The organism is Streptomyces sp. col6, from assembly GCF_008042035.1.
Classification (GTDB): domain Bacteria; phylum Actinomycetota; class Actinomycetes; order Streptomycetales; family Streptomycetaceae; genus Streptomyces.
In genome coordinates, this window is record NZ_RDBL01000006.1 from 811,825 (window position 1) to 833,500 (window position 21,676).

Genomic DNA, 21,676 nt, shown 5'->3' on the forward strand with positions numbered 1-21,676 from the left:
AGAAAGAGGACCCTCCATGAACCGCGCCAGCCGCCTCACGGCCGCAGCCACGACCGGGCTCGCCCTGTTCGCCCTCGCCGCCTGCGGTACGACCGACGCCGACGACGTCACGGCCAGGAGCAGCGCCAGTGCCGCCCCCGCGTCCAAGAGCTGCGCCGACGACACCACGACCACGTCGACGAAGCCGGTCTCCCTCACGGACGGTGTCGGTCGGCAGGTGAAGCTCGACAAGCCCGCCCAGCGCATCGCCGTCCTGGAGTGGCAGCAGGTCGAGGACGCGCTGACCCTGTGTATCACCCCCGCCGCCGTCTCCGACGCGAAGGGGTACAGCACCTGGGTCAGCGCGGAGAAGCTGCCCAGCGGTGTGACGGACATCGGCACCCGTGAGGAGCCCGACCTCGACACCCTGTACGCGGCCATGCCCGATCTCATCGTCGTGGAGGCGTTCGACGCCAAGGACGAGACGATCAAGAAGCTGGAGAAGAGGGGTGTCCCCGTGCTCGCCACGCGCGGCGCCAACCCGAAGGACCCGATCGGCAACATGCGCCAGGTCTTCAGCATGATCGGCGAGGCCACGGGCCGCACCGAGCGCGCCGACCAGGTCCTCAAGGAGTTCGACGCCCACCTCGCGAAGGCGAAGCAGCAGGTCACCGACGCCGACCTGCCGACGAAGGACTTCGTGTTCTTCGACGGCTGGCTGGAGGGCGGCAACCTCACCGTCCGCCCCTACAGCGACGGCGCCCTCTTCACCGAACTGGGCAAGGAACTCGGCCTGAAGCCCGCGTGGACCAGCAGCGTCAACAAGAAGCACGGTGACGGCGGGGTCGACCCCGCCTACGGCCTCGCGCAGACCGACGTCGAGGGACTTGTCGCGGTGGGCGACGCCAACCTCTTCTACGCCAACGACGAGGGCGCCGGCGGCTACGTCGCCGCGATCCGGAAGAACCCGATCTGGAAGAAGCTCCCGGCCGTCAAGGAAGGCCGCGCCCACGCGTTCCCGGCGCGCGTGTGGGGCGCGGGCGGTCCGCGCTCCAACGAGCAGGCGATCGACGCCTACGTCGACGTACTCGACCAGAAGTGAGCGCCGTACCCGCTGAGGGAGCGCCGCCGCGTCCATTCAAGGAACGCGGTGGCGGCCCCGCCGGGGTGGCCGTCCTGGCGGCCCTCCTCGCCGCGACCGTCCTGGTGGGCCTGTGGCACCTGACCCAGGGCACCTCGGGCGTCGGCGTCGGCGACCTGGTGCGCCACCTCGCCGGACAGAAGGACAGCGCCGACGGCGCGCCGGTCGGCGAGATCCTCACCGGCTCCCGCCTGCCCCGCCTCTTCGCGGGCGTGGCGGTGGGCTTCGCCCTCGGCTGCGCCGGCACGCTGCTCCAGTCCGTCACGCACAACGCGCTGGCCTCGCCCGACACCCTCGCGGTCTCGGCCGGGTCCTACTTCGCCGTCTCGCTCGTCGCCGCCCTCGGCCTCACCGTCCCGCTGTGGGCCTCGGGCGTCGTCGCTTTCGCCGGCGGCCTGGCCGCGGCGGCGCTCGTGCTGCTCCTCGCGGGCCGGGCGGCAGGCACCTCGGGCACCCGCCTCATCCTCGCCGGATCGGCGATGGCGATGGCCCTGGACTCCGCGACCGGGATGCTCCTCATCCTGTTCAAGCAGAACACCACCGGCCTCTACGCCTGGGGGAGCGGCTCGCTCTCGCAGCTCGACATCGACGCCTCGCTGCGCGCCGTCCCCCTCGTCGTCCTGGCACTCTGCGCCGCCCTGGCGCTGTCCCGGCGGCTGGACGTGATGAACCTGGGCGACGACACCGCCGCCACCCTCGGCGTCCCGATCCGGAGCACCCGGGTGTTCGCCGTGGTCTGCGCCGTCCTCCTGACCAGCACCTCGGTCACCCTCGCGGGTCCGCTGGCATTCGTCGGCCTCGGTGCCCCCGTCCTCGCCCGCCTGCTCGCCGGGCGAGTCCGCGCGCTGCGCCGCCACCTGCTCCTGATCCCCGCCGCCGGGCTGCTCGGCGCGCTGCTCATCCTGCTCGCGGACGCGGTCCTGCGCGCGGTGCAGGGGGCGGACGGGGCCGCCTACATCCCGACCGGGGTGCCGACCACGCTGCTCGGCTCCGTCGTGATCGTGGTCCTCGCGCTGCGGCTGCGCGACACGGGCCGGATCCAGCAGCCGCCACGGGCCCGGGTCGCCGCACGGTCCCGGCGCGCCTACCTCCTCGTGGTGACCGGCGCCGCGGTCCTGCTGGTCGCGGCGGCTGTCGTCGGCACCCTGGCGGGGAGCCTCTGGCTGAAGACCGGGGACGTCGCGCTCTGGATCCAGGGCACCGCCCCCGACCTGATCGGGGCGGCCCTCGACGACCGGGTGCCCCGGGTCACCGCGGCGATCGTCGCCGGCATGGCGCTCGGACTCGCCGGATGCGTCGTGCAGGGCACCGTACGCAACCCGCTCGCGGAGCCGGGGGTGCTCGGCATCACCGCGGGCGCCGGTCTCGGCGCGGCGGGCGTCGTCACCTCGGGGCTCGGCGGCGGACAGACGGTGCTCGTCGTGGTCGCCGTCGCGGCCGGGCTCGCCACCTTCGCGGTGATCGCCCTGCTGGCCTGGCGCGGGGGCTTCCTGCCCGACCGCTTCGTCCTCATCGGCATCGGCGTGGGGTACGGCCTCAGCTCGGTGACCACGTTCCTCCTGCTGCACGCCGACCCGTACAACACACCCCGCATCTTCACCTGGCTCTCCGGCACGACCTACGGCCGTACGTTCCCCGACGTCGTCCCCGTCGCCGTGGCCCTGGCGCTCGCGTTCCCCGTACTGCTCTCCATGCGCGAGCGGCTCGACCTGCTCGCCGTCGACGAGGACACCCCGCGCATCGTCGGCGTCAGGGTGGAGCGCACCCGCTTCGCCGCCCTGGCGATCGCCGCGGTGCTCGCCGCGCTCAGCGTGGTCGCCGTCGGGGTCGTCGGCTTCGTGGGACTGGTCGCCCCGCACCTCGCCCGTTCGCTGGTGGGCGCCCGGCAGGCGCGGGCGATCCCGGTCGCGATGCTGCTCGGCGGGCTGCTGGTGTGCGTGGCGGACGCGCTGGGCCGCACCGTCGCGGCCCCTTCCCAGGTGCCGGCGGGGCTGATGATCGCGCTGGTCGGCGCGCCGTACTTCGTCTGGGTGCTCAAGCGGTCCCGCGCCTGAATTCTCTGTCCCGTATCCCCTCGCCCCCGCAAGGAGCAGCCGTCATGTCGTCCCAGCAGCAAGGGTCCGTCAACGGCGTCGTCGTGCCGTACGAGCCCGGCACCGCGCCGTCCCGGCTCGCAGACCCCGAGGTGGCGGAGCGCTGGCGTGCGGTCGACCGCACCGCCCACGCCCCGCACCTCGTGGCCGTCCCCGGTGACGGCGGGGACGGGGCGGGCGCCGCGCTCGTGACCGCCCGTCCGGACACGGCGTATCTGAAGATCGTCGACGCCGTCGGCGACGTACCGGCCGTCGTGGCGGCCGTCGTCGCCCACGCGCGCGCACGGGGGCTCGTCCAGCTGAAATGGGAAGGCTGGACGGTCACGCCCGAGGAGGCCGCCGCGGCGGGCTTCACCGCCCTGGAGCCTCCGCTCTCGGAGTCGGAGGGCGCGGCCGGACCGGCGACCGGTTACGTCCGCTGGCTGAACGACGGCGGGGCGACGGCGTCTGGGTACGACGGGGCGACGGCGTATCCGTACAACGGGGTGACGGCGCATCCGTACGACGGGGCGACGGCGTATCCGTACGACGCGGTGACCGCGCCCCCGTACTACGGGCAGACCACCCACTTCAGCTGCGGCGCCGTCACCGCCCTCGTCGCCCAGGTGCACGCGGGCGTCCTGCCGCGCGAGGCGCTGGACCGCCGGGCCGAGCTGACGCTGTGGCGCGACGCGACCAACTTCATGGCGTGCGATCCCGTCGGCCTGGGCGTCGCCCTGCGCCGGTCCCGGCCGTCGTCCGGGGTCACGGTCCACCTCGACACGGACCGGCCGGTCATGCTCGACCACCTGCCCCCGGGCGACCAGGAGTGGCGCGCGCTGCTCCAGCAGGTGTCCCGTACGGACGCCGAACGCGTCGGCGTCCCGGTCGACCCGGGCCACCTCCCGCTGAGCGCGGTCCGGGACGCGATCGGCCGGCGGGAGCACGTGCTCCTGCTGCTCTCGCTCGCCGCGATGCAGGGCTTCGACGTACCGCACTGGGTGCTCTGCCACGGCCTGGTGCCGGGCGCGGTGGTCATCGACGACCCCTGGGCGAACGGGGCGACGGGGGACACCTGGGTCGACGCCCACCTCCTGCCGGTGCCGGACGCGTCGCTGGACGCGATGTCGACGATGGAGCCGGGCGGTTTCCGCGGGGCCGTGACGATGCGGTCCGCCCACGAGTAATCCGGTGCGTCCGGCGCGGGGCCGCCCGTACGCCGGCCCCCTTCCCAAACCCCTAGGAGAAACGGCAGTGATGGAGATCCGTCCCACGACCGATGCGGACCTGGAGGTCTTCGTCGAGACCGTCCACACGGCCTTCGGGCAGTTCCCGGAGACCCCGGTCGGGGACGGCGGACGCTGGTGGTCGGCGCTGGAGATGGACCGGGGCCTGCTCGCCGTCGCACCGGACGGAAAGCCGGTGGGCACGGCTGCCGCGTACAGCTTCGACCTCACCCTGCCCGGCGGGACGACGGTCCCGGTCGCCGGAGTGACCGCCGTCGGCGTCGTGCCCTCGCACCGGCGTCGCGGCGTGCTCAGCGCGATGATGCGGCACCAGCTCGCGGAGGTGCGGGAGCGGGGCGAGTTCCTCTCCGTACTGCTGGCCTCGGAGGCGCAGATCTACGGCAGGTTCGGCTACGGCCCCGCGACCTCCACGGCCCGTCTGACGGTGCCCCGCCACCGGGCGGCCTTCGCGGCTCCCCGGGCGGGCGGGGAGCACACCGACCGCGGGTCGGTCGAGGTGCTGCGGCGGGCCGAGTGCGGCGAGATCCTCGAAGCGGTCTACGACCGGTACCGCCGCGCGCAGCCCGGCGCGCTGTCCCGGCCGCACCGCTGGTGGGACCTGGGCGCGGGCCAGCCGCCGGTCTCCAGGACCCCTCGCTACGTGGCCGTCCACCGGGACGCGGACGGCACGCCGGACGGGTACGCGAGCTACTCGACCGAGTCCGGCACCCTGACGGTGGATGAGACCATCGCTGTCGACGACGCGGCCTTCACGGCCCTGGCCCGCTACGCCCTCGGCCACGACCTGGTCTCCCAGGTCGTGTTCCGGCACGTCCTGCCCGAGCACCCGCTGCGCCGGCAGCTCGCGGACGTCCGGGCCGGCGAGGTCGGCGGCGTCACCGACTGGCTCTGGGTGCGCCTGCTCGACGTACCGCGTGCGCTGGCGGCGCGCGGCTGGTCCACGGACGGCGAACTGGTGCTGGACGTGGACGACCCCTTCCTGGGCGAGCGCGGCCGCTACCTGCTGACGGCTCGCGACGGCAGGGCGGAGTGCGTCACCACGGACCGCCGCCCCGACCTGTCGCTGGACGTACGGGACCTGGGGTCGCTCTACCTCGGCGGCACCCGCCCGAGCACCCTCGTACGGGCCGGACACATCCGGGCGCACGACCCGGCCGCCGCCGGCCGCGCGGACGCGCTGTTCGCGAGCGACCTCTCGCCGCACTGCCTGCACTGGTTCTGACCGAGGAGATCTCCTCGCCCCTGTCCCTGTACCGTGATACGCGCACGTGGACGATGGCACGCCTGGGCTGCCGTCGCGGCCGACCCCACCCTTCTTGATCCTGAGCGGACGTTTGTGGCATGAGTACTAGTATCGGAATCGTCGGACTGCCGAATGTCGGCAAGTCGACCCTGTTCAACGCCCTGACCAAGAACGACGTGCTGGCGGCCAACTACCCGTTCGCCACGATCGAGCCGAACGTCGGCGTGGTCGGCGTCCCGGACCGCCGTCTGGACGCCCTGGCGAAGATCTTCGGCTCCCAGAAGATCCTCCCGGCGACGGTGGACTTCGTGGACATCGCGGGCATCGTGCGCGGCGCGAGCGAGGGCGAGGGCCTGGGCAACAAGTTCCTCGCGAACATCCGCGAGTCGGACGCGATCTGCCAGGTCATCCGCGCGTTCAAGGACGAGAACGTCGTGCACGTCGACGGCAAGGTCTCACCCAAGGACGACATCGAGACGATCAACACGGAGCTGATCCTCGCGGATCTCCAGTCCGTCGAGAAGGCGGTCCCGCGCCTCCAGAAGGAATCCCGCCTCCAGAAGGAGAAGGTCGCGGTCCTCGCGGCGGTCGAGGAGGCCCAGAAGATCCTCGAAGCCGGCGACACCCTCTTCCACGCGGGCATCACGGCCTCCACGGAGAAGGGCCGCCTCCTCCACGAGCTGCACCTCCTCACCACCAAGCCCTTCATCTACGTGTTCAACGTGGACGAGGACGAGCTGGTCGACGAGGACTTCAAGAACGCACAGCGCGCCCTGGTCGCCCCCGCCGAGGCGATCTTCCTGAACGCCAAGATCGAGTCCGAGCTGATCGAGCTGGACGACGACGAGGCCCTGGAACTCCTCCAGTCCATGGGCCAGGAGGAACCCGGCCTCGCCACCCTGGGCCGCGTCGGCTTCGACACCCTGGGCCTCCAGACGTACCTGACGGCCGGCCCGAAGGAAACCCGCGCCTGGACCATCAAGAAGGGCGCCACGGCCCCCGAGGCGGCCGGTGTCATCCACACCGACTTCCAGAAGGGCTTCATCAAGGCGGAGATCATCTCCTTCGACGACCTGATCGAAACCGGCTCGGTAACCGAAGCCCGCGCAGCCGGCAAGGCCCGCATGGAGGGCAAGGAATACGTGATGCAGGACGGCGACGTGGTGGAGTTCCGCTTCAACGTGTAGTGGGCGACTTACCACCACGTCGCTGATCTGGCAAACGTGCAGCTCAGAGAGGGTCCGACTCTTCGGAGTCGGGCCCTTTATTTTTTCCCGTGCTGGGATGGTGCTGGGATAGCTGACCCCTCGTCACCTGTCATCACCTCTGCTCATCCCTACCGTGCTGGGATCGTGCTGGGATGGGATGGGGGTGCCCGTGCTGGGATTTGCGTGAGCGGGGCGCTGACCGAGCTTTGAAGGTAGTGCAGACGTGGCGCTTTTCCTACTCGTTTGACACAATCGGGGGTATGGCTGAGGCGACGTACAGCATCGGGGAAGGGCCAGCGACGCGGGTGAGCTTGTCGCTGCCGGAGGGGACCGCGGAGGCGATCCGGGCTCGCGTGGGCAAGCGGGAGTTCTCCGCGTTCATCGCCGAGGCGGTCGAGCGTGAGCTGCGCGGGCAGGTCCTGGACGAGTACCTGGCGGACTACGAGAGCCGCAAGGGGCCCGTCTCCGAGCCGGCTCGTCAGCGGGCGCGGCAGGTCTTCGACGAGGTGTTCGCCGAGGAGGCCGAGTGGCCCGCCGCAGGCTGAGTCACGAGGGGACGCTCGTCCTCGACAGCGAGGGACTCTCGAAGCTGCTCGCTGACGAAGAACAGGTGGTGGCTCTGATCGCTGAGGCGCGCTCGCGTGGCATGGAGGTCGTGATCAGTGCGCTCACCATCATCGAGGCCGTCCACGCCCGTACGAACAAGTCACGCCTGAACTGGGTGCTTTCCGGGCTGCGGGTCGTCCCGGTCGGTGACGAGGAGGCGAGGGCTGCCTCGAAGTTGCTGATGAATGCCGGATTGCACGGACACAAGTACGCGATCGATGCGGCCGTCGCCGAGGCCGCGCTGCGACAGCACCGCCCCGTGGTCATGCTGACTTCCGATATTGACGACATGGCCAAGCTGTGCGGCGAGCGGGTCCGGCTCGTGGCGGTGTGATGTCCCTTGGTCCGGCTCAGTAGGAGCGGGGTCCGTAGGGGCTCCAGTGACCGAGGAAGGGCTTGAGGTCGTCGCCGCTGAGTTTCGGCGGCGTGGGCAGTTTCGGCGCTGAGGCCGATTCGGCGAGGCTTTGGAGGTGTGCGTCCGCAACGCGAGCCACGCCTCGACCTCGGTACGCTCCTGCCCAGGCGGCTATGCAGCCTCGTTGATCATGGCGGACTGGGGCGACTCGCTTTCGACGCCGATGACTTCGACAGTCACGCCGCGAGCGGCGAGGGCCTTCGCGGTCTGGGCCAGGGTGATGGCGGAGAACGGGAAGAGGGAGTCCGGCGTGAGCTTGGCTCCGTCCTTCAAAAGGATCGCGAAGACGACGTGCCGCGGGGTGAAGTCCTCGGGGATGCTGCGGGCCGGATCGCTGTTGACCTGTACGGACCGGGCGAACTCCGCGCGTACGGACGCGTTCTCGAAGAGGAGCTCAACGGAGACGCGCGCCTGGCTGAACAGGTGACTCAGCGGGCTAGAGGAGTGCGCGGGCTTCACGAGGACAAGAGTGTCGTCCTCGGTGAACAGGTCGCAGATCTCGACGGAGTTGCTTGCCCGAAAGGGGTTGTGGACATTCTTCTTGTCCAGGCAGACCCAGCCGCGACGGGCCTGGGCGGCCAGCTTGTTGTAGTCGCCTTCGTCTACGGGACGCATCACGCGCATACCCTTCTTGTTGAGCTTCTCGACGAGCGGCCAGCGGGGGAGATCGACAGAGGGCGCGTCGGGGAACAAGGGAGCCACGGTCTCGTTGACGTTGCGCAGGTAGCCCGCCCCGAGCTCGTACCACTCACCGTCGAGCAGACAGAACGTGCGGGAGCCGAGGGAGAAAGTGGCCTCGATCCACTTCATGGCGGTTTCCTTGGACAGGGCTTCCAGGGAGGCGGTGCGCGGGGCGAGCGCGGTCCGTGCGGAAAGCGTGTCACGAAACAGTTCGACGGTGCCCTGCCGGAGCGCCGTGACGCGGGCGCCTGCCTTGATTACACGGGCCCGCTCCAGGACGTAGTCGAGACTGAACTCATCCCGGAGGTGGGGCGGGCAGGACCCGATCTTGATGGTGCAGGCGGTGGACCGGGGCAGGTCGGTGCTCTGGGAGAAGGGGACGGCGGTGATGATCCGGCCGTCTGCGGGACGGCCGAGCGTGGCGTCCAGTTCCGCAACGAGCGCGTCGATGAGGGAAGGGTCCTTGACCGCGGTGATGTGCTCGACGAAGGCCAGGTCGGGGTGGGGAACGACGTGCTCGCAGATCGCGGCGATGGCGCGGATGTCCTTGATCAGTGTGGCGGGGGTGGTGCCGAGTTTGATACGGAGACCGATGCCGCCCTCCGCGGTCATGGCCCCGTTCCTGGTGCCGCTCCCTGCTGTGAGGTCGACTTCGTCGAGGTAGCCGCCGAGGTGGCGGATGATCCGCCCGTGGTCCCGGAGCCCGAGTGCCGGTACGGAGGCGCCGGCAGGGATCAGGGAACTGTCGATGCGTGCCTGGCCGAGGACGCTGGCGGTGAAGTCCCGCACCTGCCGCGGGTTGATGGCGCGGATACCGAAGGACAGACCGAAGTGCGCGTCCTTGAGCTGGGCGGGGAGAAGCCGGTAGCCCTGGTCGAAGCCGATCGCGTACACCACGTCGTCGACGGCGAGCACGAGCAGTGCGCCGGTTCGCTGCTCGCTCTGCAGCAGGTCCGATTCGGCGGCGAGCCGGAGGACATCCTTGCTCCAGGCGGCTTCCTCCTTCGCTACGGCGAAAGACACCGCGAGGGCGGGAACTCCCATGTGATCGCTGACGTCGCGCACGACCGCGTCCAGGGTGTCGAGGGCGCTGACGTCGAGGGCTTCGAGCATCGACTCAGGGGTCGCCTTGACGTGGGTCAGGCGGTACAGGGTGCGCTTCGACGCTGTGCTGGACACGGAGGTCTCCTGGGGCGAGGTTGCGGTGCGGTTCGGTAACACGAGCGGCCTTACGGGACGGGTGGTGTCGAGGCGGACAGGGGTGAGTGCCCGGCAAGGGAGCGGAGGTGCGGCGATGAGGACGCCGGTGCGGTCGGGCTCGTATGGGGCCGGCGTCCCGGCGGGTGGTGCCGGGGTGATGGTGACGAAGGTGCCAGAAGATTGGAGGTGAAATTGTTCGAGAACCTGATAACCCTGGTTATCAAGCGCTGGCGTAGCTGAGAGCTCGACCGGCTGTAGCGTGTGAGGTGCCCTGGGAGAAACGTTCTCGACCGAGAGCACGAGGCAGTCGTCACGAAGGGAGCGGAACCGCATGGCTGGCACACGTGAAGCAACCGCTCCCATCCTGCCGGAGGAGACCTCCTGGCGGATCAGTTACGCCGAAATCGGGGCCTTGGCCCAGGTCCAACGTCCTGTCGTCACCACCTGGGCCCGCCGGCACGCGGATTTCCCCGAGCCCGTCGCTTACGAGGGGGCCAGCCCGCTCTTCGACGGGCGCGAAGTCGCCGAATGGCTTCTGTCCACCGGCCGCGGCAACGCTGACGCCGGCCAGATCCGGGCGGAGCTGGTGCTGTACACCCTGTCCGCCTGGCGGCGCGCGATCCCCGCCCGCACGCTGGTCGACACGGTGACCGCACTGCTCTGCCTGCGCCAGCTCCTGGACGAACCGCTCTCCGACCTGCCCTGGCAGACGATCCTGGAGCGTGCCGCCGAGACCGACTTCGACGACACCTTCCTCCAAAGAGAGCTGCGCGACCTGCCGGACGCCGAACTACAGGGCCCCCTGCTCGCCGTGCTCGCCGACCAGCTCACCGAGGCCGCCTACACCCCGGCCGAAGCGCTCGAACGGGTCATGGACGCGCGCCGCCGCCTGGGCTGCGACGACCTCGCCGCTGATGAACCGATTCCGCTGGTGAGCCGGACGATGGCCCGCTTGACCGGCCTCGCGCGACTGAACGAGCGTGAGGAGGGGGCGACGGCCGCCGTCCTGCATCCCCGGAGCGGTGATCTGCTTGTCGCCCTGCGCGAATCCGTGTCCGACGCCGAGGACTCACCCTTCTTCCTCTCCGCGGACCCGATGCCGGACCTGGCCCGGCTCGCCCGCCGCCGCCTCATGGCACAGGGCGTCCAGGAATTCGAGATGGACCTTGCCGACGGCGAGGAACTGGCCACGGAAGACTGGGGAAACCCGCACGTCATCGCCTGCTGCCTCCCTTACGAGGCAGCCGAGACCCGCAGCCCGCTCGCTGTCCTGCAGAGCCTGCAGGACCTCACCGACCTCCTCGCCGAGGACCGCACGGCCGTCGTCCTGGGCCCTGCCGACGCGCTCGTCAGGCCCCTGCCCGCACGCGGGGAAGCGGACCGCCTGCGCCGGGATTTCCTGGAACAGCACCTCCTCAAGGCCGCGATCAGCCTCCCCGAAGGCGTACTTCCTTTCCGCCCGGCCCACCGCACCGCGATCTGGATCCTGCACCGCACCCCAGAAGGCAAGCGCACCGGCCAGGCCCTCCTCGCCGACCTCTCCTCACGCACCCTCACCCCACAGGCCCTGGACGCGCTGGCCGAGGACATCGACATCTTCCGCGAGGCCGGCTGGCGAGCGGACAGCCGCCACGAACCGCGCAATGCCGCCGTAGTCCCGGCCACCGCGCTGACCGGCGCACCCGGTGCCGCGTTCACCCCGCAGCACCGCCCGCACGCCGACCGCTACACCCGCACCGTCGTCGAACGCCCGGCCCGCATCTCCGAGACCGAACTCCGCCTCCAGCAGCTGATCGACGCCACCCGTAGCGCCCTCGACCAAGCGCCCACTATCCGCGCCAACGCCGTTCTGCGCCCCGACGACCAGCCAGCCCGCCGTACCACCGTGGCTCGCCTGCTCAAGGATCGCCGCCTGCGCCGACTGCCCGGCCACCGCATCGCCGCCGAACACCTCCTCACCGGAGGCGAGGGCCACTACACCGTCCTCACCGCGGCCGAGATCACGGGCAGCGCGCCAGTCGACAGTCACCGCATAGACCGCGCCGTACTGCTCAACACCTACGAGCACGCCTACTTCACCGAACCCGGCGACATCGTCGTCACCGCCACCCCGAGCTTCGGCGCGTACGTCGACGACGAGGGCCTGTCCGTGGTCGCCTTCCCTGCCCGCGTCCTGCGCGTACGAGCCGATGCTGAGCATCCCGTACGGCCCCGTGTCCTGGCAGCGCTCCTGCGCTCGGCGGCGGCCGAACACCGACGGGTGAGTGGCGCGGTCCGCTCCGCCCGCCGCATAGAGGACCTCCTCATCCCCGACCTCCCCGGCGACGAGGTCGAGCGGTACGACGCGCTCCTGGCCGACATCGCCCGCCGTACGGCCCTGCTGCGCCAGCACGCGGCAGCCCTCGACGACCTGACTTCCCTGACCGCCGCCGGCCTCGTCGACGGCACGCTGACCCTCACCGAACCCCCTCTCGTCTGATCTCTCGTCCGACTCTTGAAGGAGACCCGAGCGCCCATGCCTCCCCGGAAGAAGAAGCCCGCCGACCAGGCGGAGTTGTTCACCGCCTCCACGCCCAAGGAGATCCAGGCCATCCTCTGGAAGGCCGCCGACAAGCTGCGCGGCTCCATGGACGCCAACCAGTACAAGGAATTCGTCCTCGGACTGATCTTCCTCAAGTACGTCTCCGACGCCTTCGAGGAGCGCCGCGAGCAGCTCGCCAAGGAGCTTGCGGAGGAGGGCATCGCGGAAGACCGTCTGGAGGAGTTCCTGGAGGATCAGGACGAGTACACCGGGCATCACGTCTTCTGGGTCCCCGAGGGCGCCCGCTGGTCCTCGATCTCTGCCAACGCCAAGAGCGGCAACGTCGGCGAGGTCCTCGACCAGGCGATGGACGCCATCATGAAGGCCAACCCTTCACTGACCGGCGTCCTCCCCAAGATCTTCAACAAGGACAACGTCGACAAGAAGCGCCTGGCCGAACTCGTCGATCTCATCACCGACGCCCGCTTCGGCGGCAGCGACGACAAGCCTGCCCAGGATGTCCTCGGTGAGGTCTACGAGTACTTCCTCGGCAACTTCGCGCGGGCGGAGGGCAAGCGGGGCGGCGAGTTCTACACCCCGAGCAGTGTCGTCCGCCTGCTGGTGGAGGTCCTGGAGCCGTACGAGGGCCGTGTGTACGACCCGGCCTGCGGCTCGGGCGGCATGTTCGTCCAGGCCGCCAAGTTCATCGAGGCCCACCGTGGCCGCGGCCACAAGGCTGACATCTCCGTCTACGGCCAGGAGCTCAACGAACGCACCTGGCGCCTGGCCAAGATGAACCTCGCCATCCACGGCATCGACGGCAACCTCGCCGCCCGCTGGGGCGACACCTTCGCCGACGACAAGCACCCGGACCTCAAGGCCGACTACGTCATGGCCAACCCACCCTTCAACATCAAGGACTGGGCGCGCAACGAGTCGGACGCGCGGTGGAAGTACGGCGTCCCGCCGAGGGGTAACGCCAACTACGCCTGGCTCCAGCACATGATCAGCAAACTGGGGGAGCGGGGGACGGCGGGTGTCGTCCTCGCCAACGGCTCGATGAGCAGCCAGCAGAGTGGCGAGGGCGAGATCCGGCAGGCGCTGGTGGACGGGGACATGGTGGCGTGCATGGTCGCGCTGCCGGCGCAGCTGTTCCGGACGACGGCGATCCCGGCTTGTTTGTGGTTCCTGGCGAAGGACAAGTCGCCGGAGGGTGTGAAGGGGCAGAGGACAGCGGCTGCGGATCGTCGGGGCGAGATTCTGTTCATTGACGCCCGGGACATGGGCGAGATGGTCGACCGCACCGAGCGCATTCTGACGGAGGACGACCTCAAGAAGATCGCGGGGACCTACCACGCGTGGCGCGGGACGACGAGCGCGAAGGGCGCGGGGGAGACGTACACGGACGTACCGGGGTTCTGCGCGAGTGCGGATCTCAAGACGGTCCGGGAACACGGGTACGTGCTGACACCGGGGCGGTATGTCGGGGCGGCCGAGGCGGAGGAAGAGGACGCCGAGGTGGTCGGGGAGAAGATCGCGCGGCTGGCTGGGGAGCTGTACGAGCTGTTCGACAAGTCGGACGAGCTGGCGAAGTCTGTGCGCGAGCAGCTGGAGAAGATCGGTGGCTGAGTGGCCCACGGTGAGGTTCGAAGAAATCGCGGCTCCCGAAAAGAGTGCATTCTCAAAGCCCTACGGTTCTGCGTACACGAGGAATGATTATGTACCGAGCGGGATTCCGCTGGTGCGCGGCGTGAACTTGGGTGCAGGTCCGTTTCATGACGACGATTTTGTGTTCATCTCTTCGGAGAAAGCTGACACGCTTCCTGGTGCAAATCTGAAACCGGGCGATCTGGTGATTACTCACCGTGGGACGATCGGTCAAGTTTCGATGATCCCTCGAAATCCGCGACATGACCGCTATGTGTTGTCTACGAGCCAGGTGAAGGCTCGGCTTGATCGCGATAAAGCAGTTCCTGAGTTCTATTACTATTGGCTGCTTTCGCCGGTGGGGCAGAAGGAAATCCTGCAACACGTTTCCACGGTCGGAGTCCCGGGGCTTGTTCAGCCAGTTGCAACTGTTAAATCATTCAAGGTGCCAGTTCCGAGCCTGGATGAGCAGCGGACTGTGGTTGCTGTCCTTGGGGCGCTGGACGACAAGATCGCCGTCAATGAGCGCATCGCGAACACAGCGGATCAGCTAGCGGACGCGGTCTTCGGCCGTACTGTTCGGTCGTTGGGCTCGCGTCCCATGGTGGAGATTGTCGAGCCGGTGCTTGGCGGCACCCCGGACCGTAAAGTGGAGGAGTTTTGGGGTGGCGACCTCCCATGGGCTTCTGTGAAGGATGTTGCGAACTCGGTAGCCGGCGCTCTCGTGGTGACCGAGGAGTGCATCACGACGCTCGGCGAGCAGAGCTCTCGCGCTAAGCGCATGCCAGCAGGGGCAGTAATCCTGACGGCGCGTGGGACAGTCGGCCTGGTGGCGCGCTTGGCGATTTCCGCGGCCTTCAACCAGTCGTGCTATGCATTCGTTCCAAGCGAAATTCCTCCGGCTGTCTTGTTCCATCTGATTCGACTCGCCTCTACTCGGATGATGGGGCTCGCCCATGGGACTGTCTTCTCGACCGTCAACATGAAGACGTTTCAGCATGTTGAGGTTCCTGACATCCCGAGGGAACTCTTGCATTCCCTGGAAGCGGAACTGGGCCCCTTGCATGGGCTCATTGAGGCAAACTTGAAAGAGTCTTTGACTCTGTCAACCCTCCGCGACACCCTCCTCTCCCAGCTCATGTCCGGCCGCATCCGCGTCAAGGACGCCGAGAAGATTGTCGAGGACCACCTATGACCACGCACGGGAGCGACAACGGCAGCAGCAACACCCCCGACAACTCCGAAACTCCCACCCCCGACAACTTCCGCCCCCTCGAAATCGACTGGGAGTTCCTCGCCCTCGACGAGCTCCTGGAGCTCGACTGGCCGAAGGCCGAGGGCAATGAGCTCGCGCCCGGTTCCGGTCACCGCCGTTCGTGGGACGACCTGATCCTGTACTCCGATCTCCGCGAGGCCATCGAGCGGCTCAACCCCGCCCTCCCCCCGGAGGCCGTCCGTGAGGCCCTCGCGACCGCCGCGACCCCGACCTCCCAGGACACGTACGAGGAGAACCGGACCGCGCACGGCTACCTGACCGACGGCGTCCACTCCGTCACGTACACCGACGCGCTCGGCGCCGAGCACACCCCGACCGTCCGGATCGTCGACCTGGAGCACCCGGACGCGAACACATACCGCGCAGTCCGCCAGGTGACCGTGATCAACGGTGAGCGCAACCGCCGCTTCGACCTTGTCCTGTACGTCAACGGTCTCCCGCTCGCCGTCATCGAGCTCAAGCGGGCCGGCGACCCGAACGCCACCCTCGCTGCCGCGCACACCCAGATCCGGCACTACGTCGAGGAGTTCCCGACCGCCTTCCGCTACAACGCGGTCGTGCTGCTCTCTGACGGGATCACCGCGAAGTACGGCACCCCCTTCACCCCGTACGAGCACTTCGCCCCATGGAACACCGACGAGTTCGGCGCCCGCGTGGACACCGTGGATGCTGCCGCCGTCCACGCCGACACCGATGCCGACGTCCCGACCGGCCAAGACCTCGCCCTGCACGGCCTGTTCACCCAGCCGCGCTTCCTCTCCCTCGTCCGGTCCTTCATCAACTTCGTGCCCACCAAGCGCATGAAGCGGATCGCGAAGCCGCACCAGTACTTCGCGGTCACCCGCGCCGCCGACGCAGTGCGCCGCGCCGCCGCGACCGATGGCAAGGCCGGCGTGGTCTGGCACACCCAGGGCTCGGGCAAGTCCGAGGAGATGGTGCTGACCACCAACCTCGTCATGCGCGACCCCGCCCTGCACAACCCCACCGTGGTGGTCGTCACCGACCGCACCGACCTCGACGACCAACTCTTCGACACGTTCAAGGAGAGCGAGGTCCTCCCCGAGCAGCCCCACCAGTTCCTCAACCGCGCCGCACTCCGCGAAGAGCTCGCCGCCAAGCGCACCGGCGGCATCCTCTTCACCACCCTGCAGAAGTTCGGCCGCACCAAGCAGGAGAAGGAATCCGGGACCGACCACCCGCTCCTCTCCGAGCGGCGCAACATCGTCGTCGTGGTCGACGAGGCCCACCGCAGTCACTACGACCACCTCGACGGCTACGCCCGCCATCTGCGCGACGCGCTCCCGCACGCCACGCTCCTCGCCTTCACCGGCACCCCGATCTCCGAGGCCGACCGCAACACCCGCGAGGTCTTCGGCGACTACATCGACACCTACGACCTCAAGCGGGCCGCCGACGACGGCGCGACCGTGAAGGTCTACCACGAGAGCCGCGTTGTCCAGCTTGTCCTCGACCGCGACGTCGACCCCACCGCCATCGACAGCGAGGCCGACCGCATCACCGACGGCCTGGACGACACCGAGCGCACCCGCGTCGAGCAGGCCGTCGCCACCATGAACGCCATGTACGGCGCCCCCGCCCGGATACGCGACCTGACTCAGGACCTGGTCGAACACTGGGAAGCCCGCCGTACGGCCATGCTGCCCTTCGTCGCGGACGCCGATGACGCACCCGGTGGAGCCCCTGGCAAGGCGATGCTCGTCTGCGCCACCCGCGAGATCTGCGTTCGCGTCTACGACGCCCTGAAGATCCTGCGCCCCGACTGGCACACGGACGACCCCACCACCGGCGCCATGAAGATCGTCTACTCCTCGGACTCCCGCAAGGACTCCAAGGAACTGCGCGCCCACGCACTGCGCGACTCCCAGCGCAAGGCCGTCATTAACCGCGCCAAGGACGCCGAGGACGAACTCCAGCTCCTCATCGTCAACAACATGCTCCTGACCGGCTTCGACGCGCCGTCCATCCACACCATGTACCTGGACCGGCCGCTGCGTGGCGCCGGCCTGATGCAGGCCCTGGCCCGCGTCAACCGCCGCTTCCGCAAGAAGGGGGAGGGCCTCCTCGTCGGCTACGCCCCCCTCACCGAGAACCTCCAGAAGGCCATCGCCGAGTACTCCGCCGACGACCAGGCCGACCGGACCCTCGGCCAGGACATCGACCGCGCCCTGGACGAACTCCGCAACGAGTACGACATCCTCGACCAGATGCTTCTCGGCTGGAATTGGCGCGAACGCCTCTCCCGCCCCGACCCGAAAGCCTTCGTCAAAACGGCCTACACCACGGCCGAGTACCTCCGCAGCCCCGCCACTCCGGGCAACAACCCCGACCAGCTCGACGACCCGAACCAGACTCTCAGCCGCCGCTTCCGCGAACACGGCTACCGCCTGGAACGCTTCTTCGCCCTCGCCGGCTCCTCCGCCGACATCTCCTCACGGTTTACCGACCAGCCGTACTGGAAGCGCGACATCCAGTTCCTCGTCGAGGTCCGTACGTACATGGCGAAGCTCGACGCAATGGACCGCGAGGCCCAGGGCCTGCCGGTCGCCCGCGACGTCGCTCTCTATCTCTCCCAGCTCACCTCCGCCGTCGTCGAGACCGGCGGCGTCACCGACCTCTTCTCCGAGGCCGGACTGGACAAAGCCGACCTCACCCACCTCAACGACGCCCTCGTCGGCCGCCTGCAGAACAGCGAAACCCCGCACCTGGCCGCCGAAGCCCTGCGCCGCCTCGTCGAGCAGAAGATGCGCGAGCAGACCCGGCACAACATCGTCCGCCAGACCGCGTTCTCGGAGCGCCTTCAGGACCTGATGACCCGCTACATGCGTCAGCAGCTCACCAGCGCCGAGATCATCGCCCAGCTGGTGGAACTGGCCAAGACGGTCGCGGAAGACGCTCGGCGAGGTGAGAAGTTCACCCCGCCGCTGGGGGACGACGAACTCGCCTTCTACGACGCGGTCGCCGACCTCGGCAGCGCCCGCGACCTCATGGGCGACGAGATCCTCTCCGGTATCGCCCGGGACCTCGTGGTCCAGGTCCGCAAGAACCTCAAGAAGGACTGGATCGCCCGCGAACCGGTCCGGGCCAGGCTCCGCGCCACCATCAGGCGCCTCCTGGCCCGCCACGGCTACCCGCCGGAGCAGTCCAAGGAAGCGATCGACCTGGTGATCCGCCAGATGGAACACTTTGCCGACAAGTGGTCCCAGGACGGCTCGGCCGCCGACGCATAGCCCTCGCCTATATCGCTCCTGGCCCCGGCAAGCGCCTGCTTGCCGGGGCCGTTCTCTGCCCGACCGGATGTCCTTCGCGGGGGCCGGCAGGGGGCGCCCAACCGCCTTACGGCAAAAGCAAATTCCCGTGCTGCGAGACGTGAGGTGCGTCAGGCCACTACTTTCAAGTCCGCGGAACGAACCGCAGAACTGCTAACTGCCGGTGTAAACAAGGGAGTTGTGGCATGTCGCAGCGAGCACTGCTGTTGGTGGTGGTCGTCCTGGCGTCCGTGGTGGTGGGGCTCGTGGCCGGCATCCTCGAGTTCGTGGGCACGGGAGAGGTCGTCACGGCCATCCAGAACGGTGGCGCCGCCTGCGGAGCCACTGTTCTCATCGGGCTGGCGGTCGTCTCCTGGCTGAGGTCGTTGTGACCCAGGAGGAATGGGCGAACGAAGAGGGGCGGCTGAAGTACCGGCGAGTGCTGCGGGCCGTCGAGAAGCTGCGCAGCGTCGCCGATGCCGAGACAACGTACCGGCTTGCCTTTCAAGTGGTCTACCTTCACTGCTTGTTCCAACACGTAACGGCGGTGGAGGTGGACCGGCTGTGGGGGCCGGACTCGGAGTCAGCGGGGGCCAGGCTCGGTGCAATGTGGCCGCATACGCCCGTTGCTCGCGCTCACGGCCTTCCCGCGTATCGCGACGAAGGTGCGAGCCGTCCCTTCGAGCTCATCGACCCGGCCCTCCATGAGCTGATCGCGGAAGTGCGGCAGCTGGATCCGGACGTGAAGCTCCTTGACACGCTCCTCGACATGCACTCGGCACGCTACGCGCGTGGCGATGACTACTTCACATCGAACGACCTGGCGTATCTCTTCGCGGGGCTGGCCGTTCCCCGAGGAGGCGAGGTTGTTCGGGACCCGGTGTGCGGCAGCGGGCGACTGCTGCGCGCAGCCGCACACCGGGCTCGGGCGCAGGGAAGTGAAGTGCGCTTGTCCGGTGCGGATATCAACCGGACGGCGCGCTATGCCGCAGCCGTCAACCTTGCCCTGCACGGATTCCACGCCGACCTCGGCAAGGAAGGAGCTGACACCCTCAGGGCGGGCACTTCACCGATACCGGCCGACGTGATCGTCGCTAACCCTCCAGTGAACCAGCGGGACTGGGGGCACGGTGAACTGAAGGACGACTGGCGGTGGACCCTGGGGGTGCCACGTCCGGGTAACGCGAACTTCGCTTGGGTCCAGCACATCCTTGCCGATCTCACGCCACAAGGACGGGCCGTCGTTCTGCTGTCTTCCGGCGCGGCGCACAGCAGCAACAGCACCGACGGACTGATCCGCCGTGGGCTGCTGGAGAACGGTCTGGTCGTGGGTGTTGTGGCCTTGCCGACGTGGCTCTTTCCGCACACAAGTGCGAGCACGGCGCTGTGGCTGCTGGCTAAAGGGGAGCGGCCGCACTCCGATCAGGTCTTGTTCGCGGATGCAGGGAAACTGCCAGCAGCGAAGGAGGGGGCGCGGCGCCACTTCGTAAAGGATTCGGTCGAACGCCTGCTGAAGATCTTCGGTGAATGGCAGGGACTTCGACGCCGTGAAGGCGAGGGGGACCCTGAATCCGTCCCATGGTGCCGTGCGGCGAGCCACGAGGAAATCGCTGAGGCGGGCTTCGATCTGACTCCCGCACGCTACGTGCGGCACCGGGAGGCCGTGCAGGAGAATTCAAGAGACGTAGAACGCAGCCGGAAAGCCGAGCTGTATGAGTGCTTGGACCGTAGCGCCACAGCCAGACGCCGAGTCCGCGATGCGTTGGAGGGCAGACATGACTACAGAGCCGGATGACCTCACCGCTCCGTGGTCCATCGTCGAGTTGCGGGATTTCCCCGGGGTCGAGTACGCCGCTTACGGCATTACGCAACCGCAGAAGGCACCCGATGGAATCCCGATGATCGGCGCAAAGGAGATCATCGAAGGGGAGGTGCACGTCCAGGAGTTCACGTTCGTGCCTCCGGAGGTAGCCGAACGCCACCCCCGCAGCACCCTGAGAGCAGGGGACCTTCTTGTCGTGCTCGTAGGGCGAGTGGGGGAGACGGCGGTAGCGACGGAAGAACATGGGGGATGGAATGCCGCCAGGTCGCTCGCAGTTGTCCACTGGACACCGGAGGGCCACGTGCAGCACTGGGACCTGTGGCTTCGATGGTGGCTGAAAACATCGCAGAGTCGCAGCTATCTCACGGTGTCCTCTTCGAACTCCGAGCACATGACCTTGCCTTTGCAAGCGCTCAACCGACTTCCGGTGCCGAAGCCTCCGGACCGGGTGCGGGAGAGGCTGCTTGCGCTGATCTCCCTTGCCGAGCGCAAGAATGTGTTGAACAACCGGATCGCGACGTGTGCGACGGAACTCGCGGACGCGCACTATATAGAGACGCTGAGGGCATGCGGACAAGGTCCCACTGCCGAGCGCGCGATGGGCGAGGTGGCTCAGATCACGGCGGGTGTGGCGCAGCTCCCGCCGGACCGTGAGCAGCCGACCATGCCGTGGGTGTCTCCCCGGCAAGTACTGAACTGCAGGGAAGTGCATCTGGGGGCAGTGACGTCACGGACCGTGGCGCGAGGGGAGACTGTGTGTCCGGCCGGCAGCCTGTTGATCGCGCCCCGTCCCGGTGAGGTGCGGACCGTGCTCACCACGACTCCGCTAGTTCCGGGGCGGCGGACGCTTGCACTTCACACGGAGTCCGAGGCCGACCGAATGTGGTTGCTGCACACATTGCGTTTCCAGCGGCGGGAGTTGATGTCCGTAACGCAAGGCGAGCAGGCTCGTGCGATGAGGCGCAAGGACTTCTCGCGTTACAAGATCCCCTGGCCAGCAGATGTGGTCAGGCAGGGTTTCGCCACGCGTGCCGCTGCCCTGCACGACCTCGCCTACGCCTCCGCCAGGGAGCGACACGTGATGGAGGAGCTGGTGGTGCACGAGCTGGAGAAGGGGGCCTGGCGCGTCTAACTTCGGCCAGCTGAATGCCGAGCTGATCCACGTTGCCCCTCTCTGGAGCACGGAATCCAACGAGCTGAACGAACGGCGCAGTACCGCGCGCACCCCTTCTCCGCTAGTGGTCCGAGAGCGCCCTGACCAGACATGTTTGGGGCGCCCCGGTGCAGGCTGACCTGCGACAGCGCGGAAGCTTCCGACTATGCCCCGCCAACCGGGGGTATACGGGACCTGT

At 68.5% G+C, this 21,676-nt stretch carries 15 protein-coding genes; 14 read left to right on the top strand and 1 reads right to left on the bottom strand.

The features are described from left to right. The first annotated feature begins 16 nt into the window (after positions 1 to 16). The 7 genes from EAO73_RS07815 (at position 17) to EAO73_RS07845 (ending at position 7,830) form a co-directional block, all read left to right on the top strand. Entirely contained in the window at positions 17 to 1,081 is a 1,065-nt protein-coding gene (locus EAO73_RS07815; RefSeq protein ID WP_147970678.1) for an iron-siderophore ABC transporter substrate-binding protein, read from the top strand. Continuing rightward, on the top strand, positions 1,078 to 3,174 hold the full coding sequence (locus EAO73_RS07820) for an iron ABC transporter permease (RefSeq protein ID WP_147970679.1): 2,097 nt from the start codon (positions 1,078 to 1,080) through the stop codon (positions 3,172 to 3,174). Before EAO73_RS07815 ends, EAO73_RS07820 begins: the two co-directional genes overlap by 4 nt. A gap of 44 nt (positions 3,175 to 3,218) precedes the next feature. After that, positions 3,219 to 4,379 carry a peptidase C39 family protein gene (locus EAO73_RS07825; RefSeq protein ID WP_147970680.1) on the top strand — a complete coding sequence of 387 codons (1,161 nt, stop codon included), beginning with the start codon at positions 3,219 to 3,221 and terminating at the stop codon, positions 4,377 to 4,379. A 70-nt stretch (positions 4,380 to 4,449) separates the two neighbouring features. Continuing rightward, complete coding sequence (locus EAO73_RS07830; protein ID WP_147970681.1) at positions 4,450 to 5,661, top strand: GNAT family N-acetyltransferase; 1,212 nt, start codon at positions 4,450 to 4,452, stop codon at positions 5,659 to 5,661. Between the two features lie 119 nt (positions 5,662 to 5,780). After that, on the top strand, positions 5,781 to 6,869 hold the full coding sequence (gene ychF / locus EAO73_RS07835; protein WP_147970682.1) for a redox-regulated ATPase YchF: 1,089 nt from the start codon (positions 5,781 to 5,783) through the stop codon (positions 6,867 to 6,869). Between the two features lie 281 nt (positions 6,870 to 7,150). Continuing rightward, positions 7,151 to 7,435, top strand: coding sequence for a hypothetical protein (locus EAO73_RS07840; RefSeq protein WP_028438980.1), 285 nt, complete (start codon positions 7,151 to 7,153; stop codon positions 7,433 to 7,435). Further along, entirely contained in the window at positions 7,417 to 7,830 is a 414-nt protein-coding gene (locus EAO73_RS07845) for a PIN domain-containing protein (protein WP_037661709.1), read from the top strand. Before EAO73_RS07840 ends, EAO73_RS07845 begins: the two co-directional genes overlap by 19 nt. 192 nt (positions 7,831 to 8,022) lie before the next feature. On the opposite strand, the gene EAO73_RS07850 is transcribed toward EAO73_RS07845, so the two are convergent. Further along, positions 8,023 to 9,771: a DUF6119 family protein gene (locus EAO73_RS07850; protein WP_147970683.1), complete on the bottom strand. Its 1,749-nt coding sequence runs from the start codon at positions 9,769 to 9,771 to the stop codon at positions 8,023 to 8,025. Between the two features lie 352 nt (positions 9,772 to 10,123). On the opposite strand from EAO73_RS07850, the gene EAO73_RS07855 reads away from it, so the two are divergent. The 7 genes from EAO73_RS07855 (at position 10,124) to EAO73_RS36405 (ending at position 21,456) form a co-directional block, all read left to right on the top strand. Then, complete coding sequence (locus EAO73_RS07855; RefSeq protein WP_147970684.1) at positions 10,124 to 12,271, top strand: hypothetical protein; 2,148 nt, start codon at positions 10,124 to 10,126, stop codon at positions 12,269 to 12,271. Positions 12,272 to 12,307: 36 nt separating this feature from the next. Continuing rightward, complete coding sequence (locus EAO73_RS07860; protein WP_147970685.1) at positions 12,308 to 13,942, top strand: type I restriction-modification system subunit M; 1,635 nt, start codon at positions 12,308 to 12,310, stop codon at positions 13,940 to 13,942. Then, positions 13,935 to 15,155: a restriction endonuclease subunit S gene (locus tag EAO73_RS07865; RefSeq protein WP_191133964.1), complete on the top strand. Its 1,221-nt coding sequence runs from the start codon at positions 13,935 to 13,937 to the stop codon at positions 15,153 to 15,155. The genes EAO73_RS07860 and EAO73_RS07865 overlap by 8 nt, the downstream gene beginning before the upstream one ends. Next, a complete protein-coding gene (locus EAO73_RS07870; protein WP_147970687.1) occupies positions 15,152 to 18,484 on the top strand; it encodes a type I restriction endonuclease subunit R in 3,333 nt (1,110 codons plus the stop codon). Before EAO73_RS07865 ends, EAO73_RS07870 begins: the two co-directional genes overlap by 4 nt. A gap of 224 nt (positions 18,485 to 18,708) precedes the next feature. Then, positions 18,709 to 18,894 carry a hypothetical protein gene (locus EAO73_RS07875; protein WP_147970688.1) on the top strand — a complete coding sequence of 62 codons (186 nt, stop codon included), beginning with the start codon at positions 18,709 to 18,711 and terminating at the stop codon, positions 18,892 to 18,894. Beyond that, positions 18,891 to 20,297: an N-6 DNA methylase gene (locus tag EAO73_RS07880; RefSeq protein WP_224756204.1), complete on the top strand. Its 1,407-nt coding sequence runs from the start codon at positions 18,891 to 18,893 to the stop codon at positions 20,295 to 20,297. Before EAO73_RS07875 ends, EAO73_RS07880 begins: the two co-directional genes overlap by 4 nt. After that, positions 20,278 to 21,456: a hypothetical protein gene (locus EAO73_RS36405; protein ID WP_224756205.1), complete on the top strand. Its 1,179-nt coding sequence runs from the start codon at positions 20,278 to 20,280 to the stop codon at positions 21,454 to 21,456. The genes EAO73_RS07880 and EAO73_RS36405 overlap by 20 nt, the downstream gene beginning before the upstream one ends. Positions 21,457 to 21,676 lie beyond the last annotated feature (220 nt).

Bases quoted from the DNA above. Each gene is read 5' to 3' on its own strand.
- EAO73_RS07860 (WP_147970685.1), top strand. From the start codon at position 12,308: ATGCCTCCCCGGAAGAAGAAGCCCGCCGACCAGGCGGAGTTGTTCACC.
- EAO73_RS07875 (WP_147970688.1), top strand. From the start codon at position 18,709: ATGTCGCAGCGAGCACTGCTGTTGGTGGTGGTCGTCCTGGCGTCCGTG.
- EAO73_RS07825 (WP_147970680.1), top strand. From the start codon at position 3,219: ATGTCGTCCCAGCAGCAAGGGTCCGTCAACGGCGTCGTCGTGCCGTAC.
- EAO73_RS07830 (WP_147970681.1), top strand. From the start codon at position 4,450: ATGGAGATCCGTCCCACGACCGATGCGGACCTGGAGGTCTTCGTCGAG.
- EAO73_RS07840 (WP_028438980.1), top strand. From the start codon at position 7,151: ATGGCTGAGGCGACGTACAGCATCGGGGAAGGGCCAGCGACGCGGGTG.
- EAO73_RS36405 (WP_224756205.1), top strand. From the start codon at position 20,278: ATGACTACAGAGCCGGATGACCTCACCGCTCCGTGGTCCATCGTCGAG.
- EAO73_RS07870 (WP_147970687.1), top strand. From the start codon at position 15,152: ATGACCACGCACGGGAGCGACAACGGCAGCAGCAACACCCCCGACAAC.
- EAO73_RS07815 (WP_147970678.1), top strand. From the start codon at position 17: ATGAACCGCGCCAGCCGCCTCACGGCCGCAGCCACGACCGGGCTCGCC.
- EAO73_RS07855 (WP_147970684.1), top strand. From the start codon at position 10,124: ATGGCTGGCACACGTGAAGCAACCGCTCCCATCCTGCCGGAGGAGACC.
- ychF (WP_147970682.1), top strand. From the start codon at position 5,781: ATGAGTACTAGTATCGGAATCGTCGGACTGCCGAATGTCGGCAAGTCG.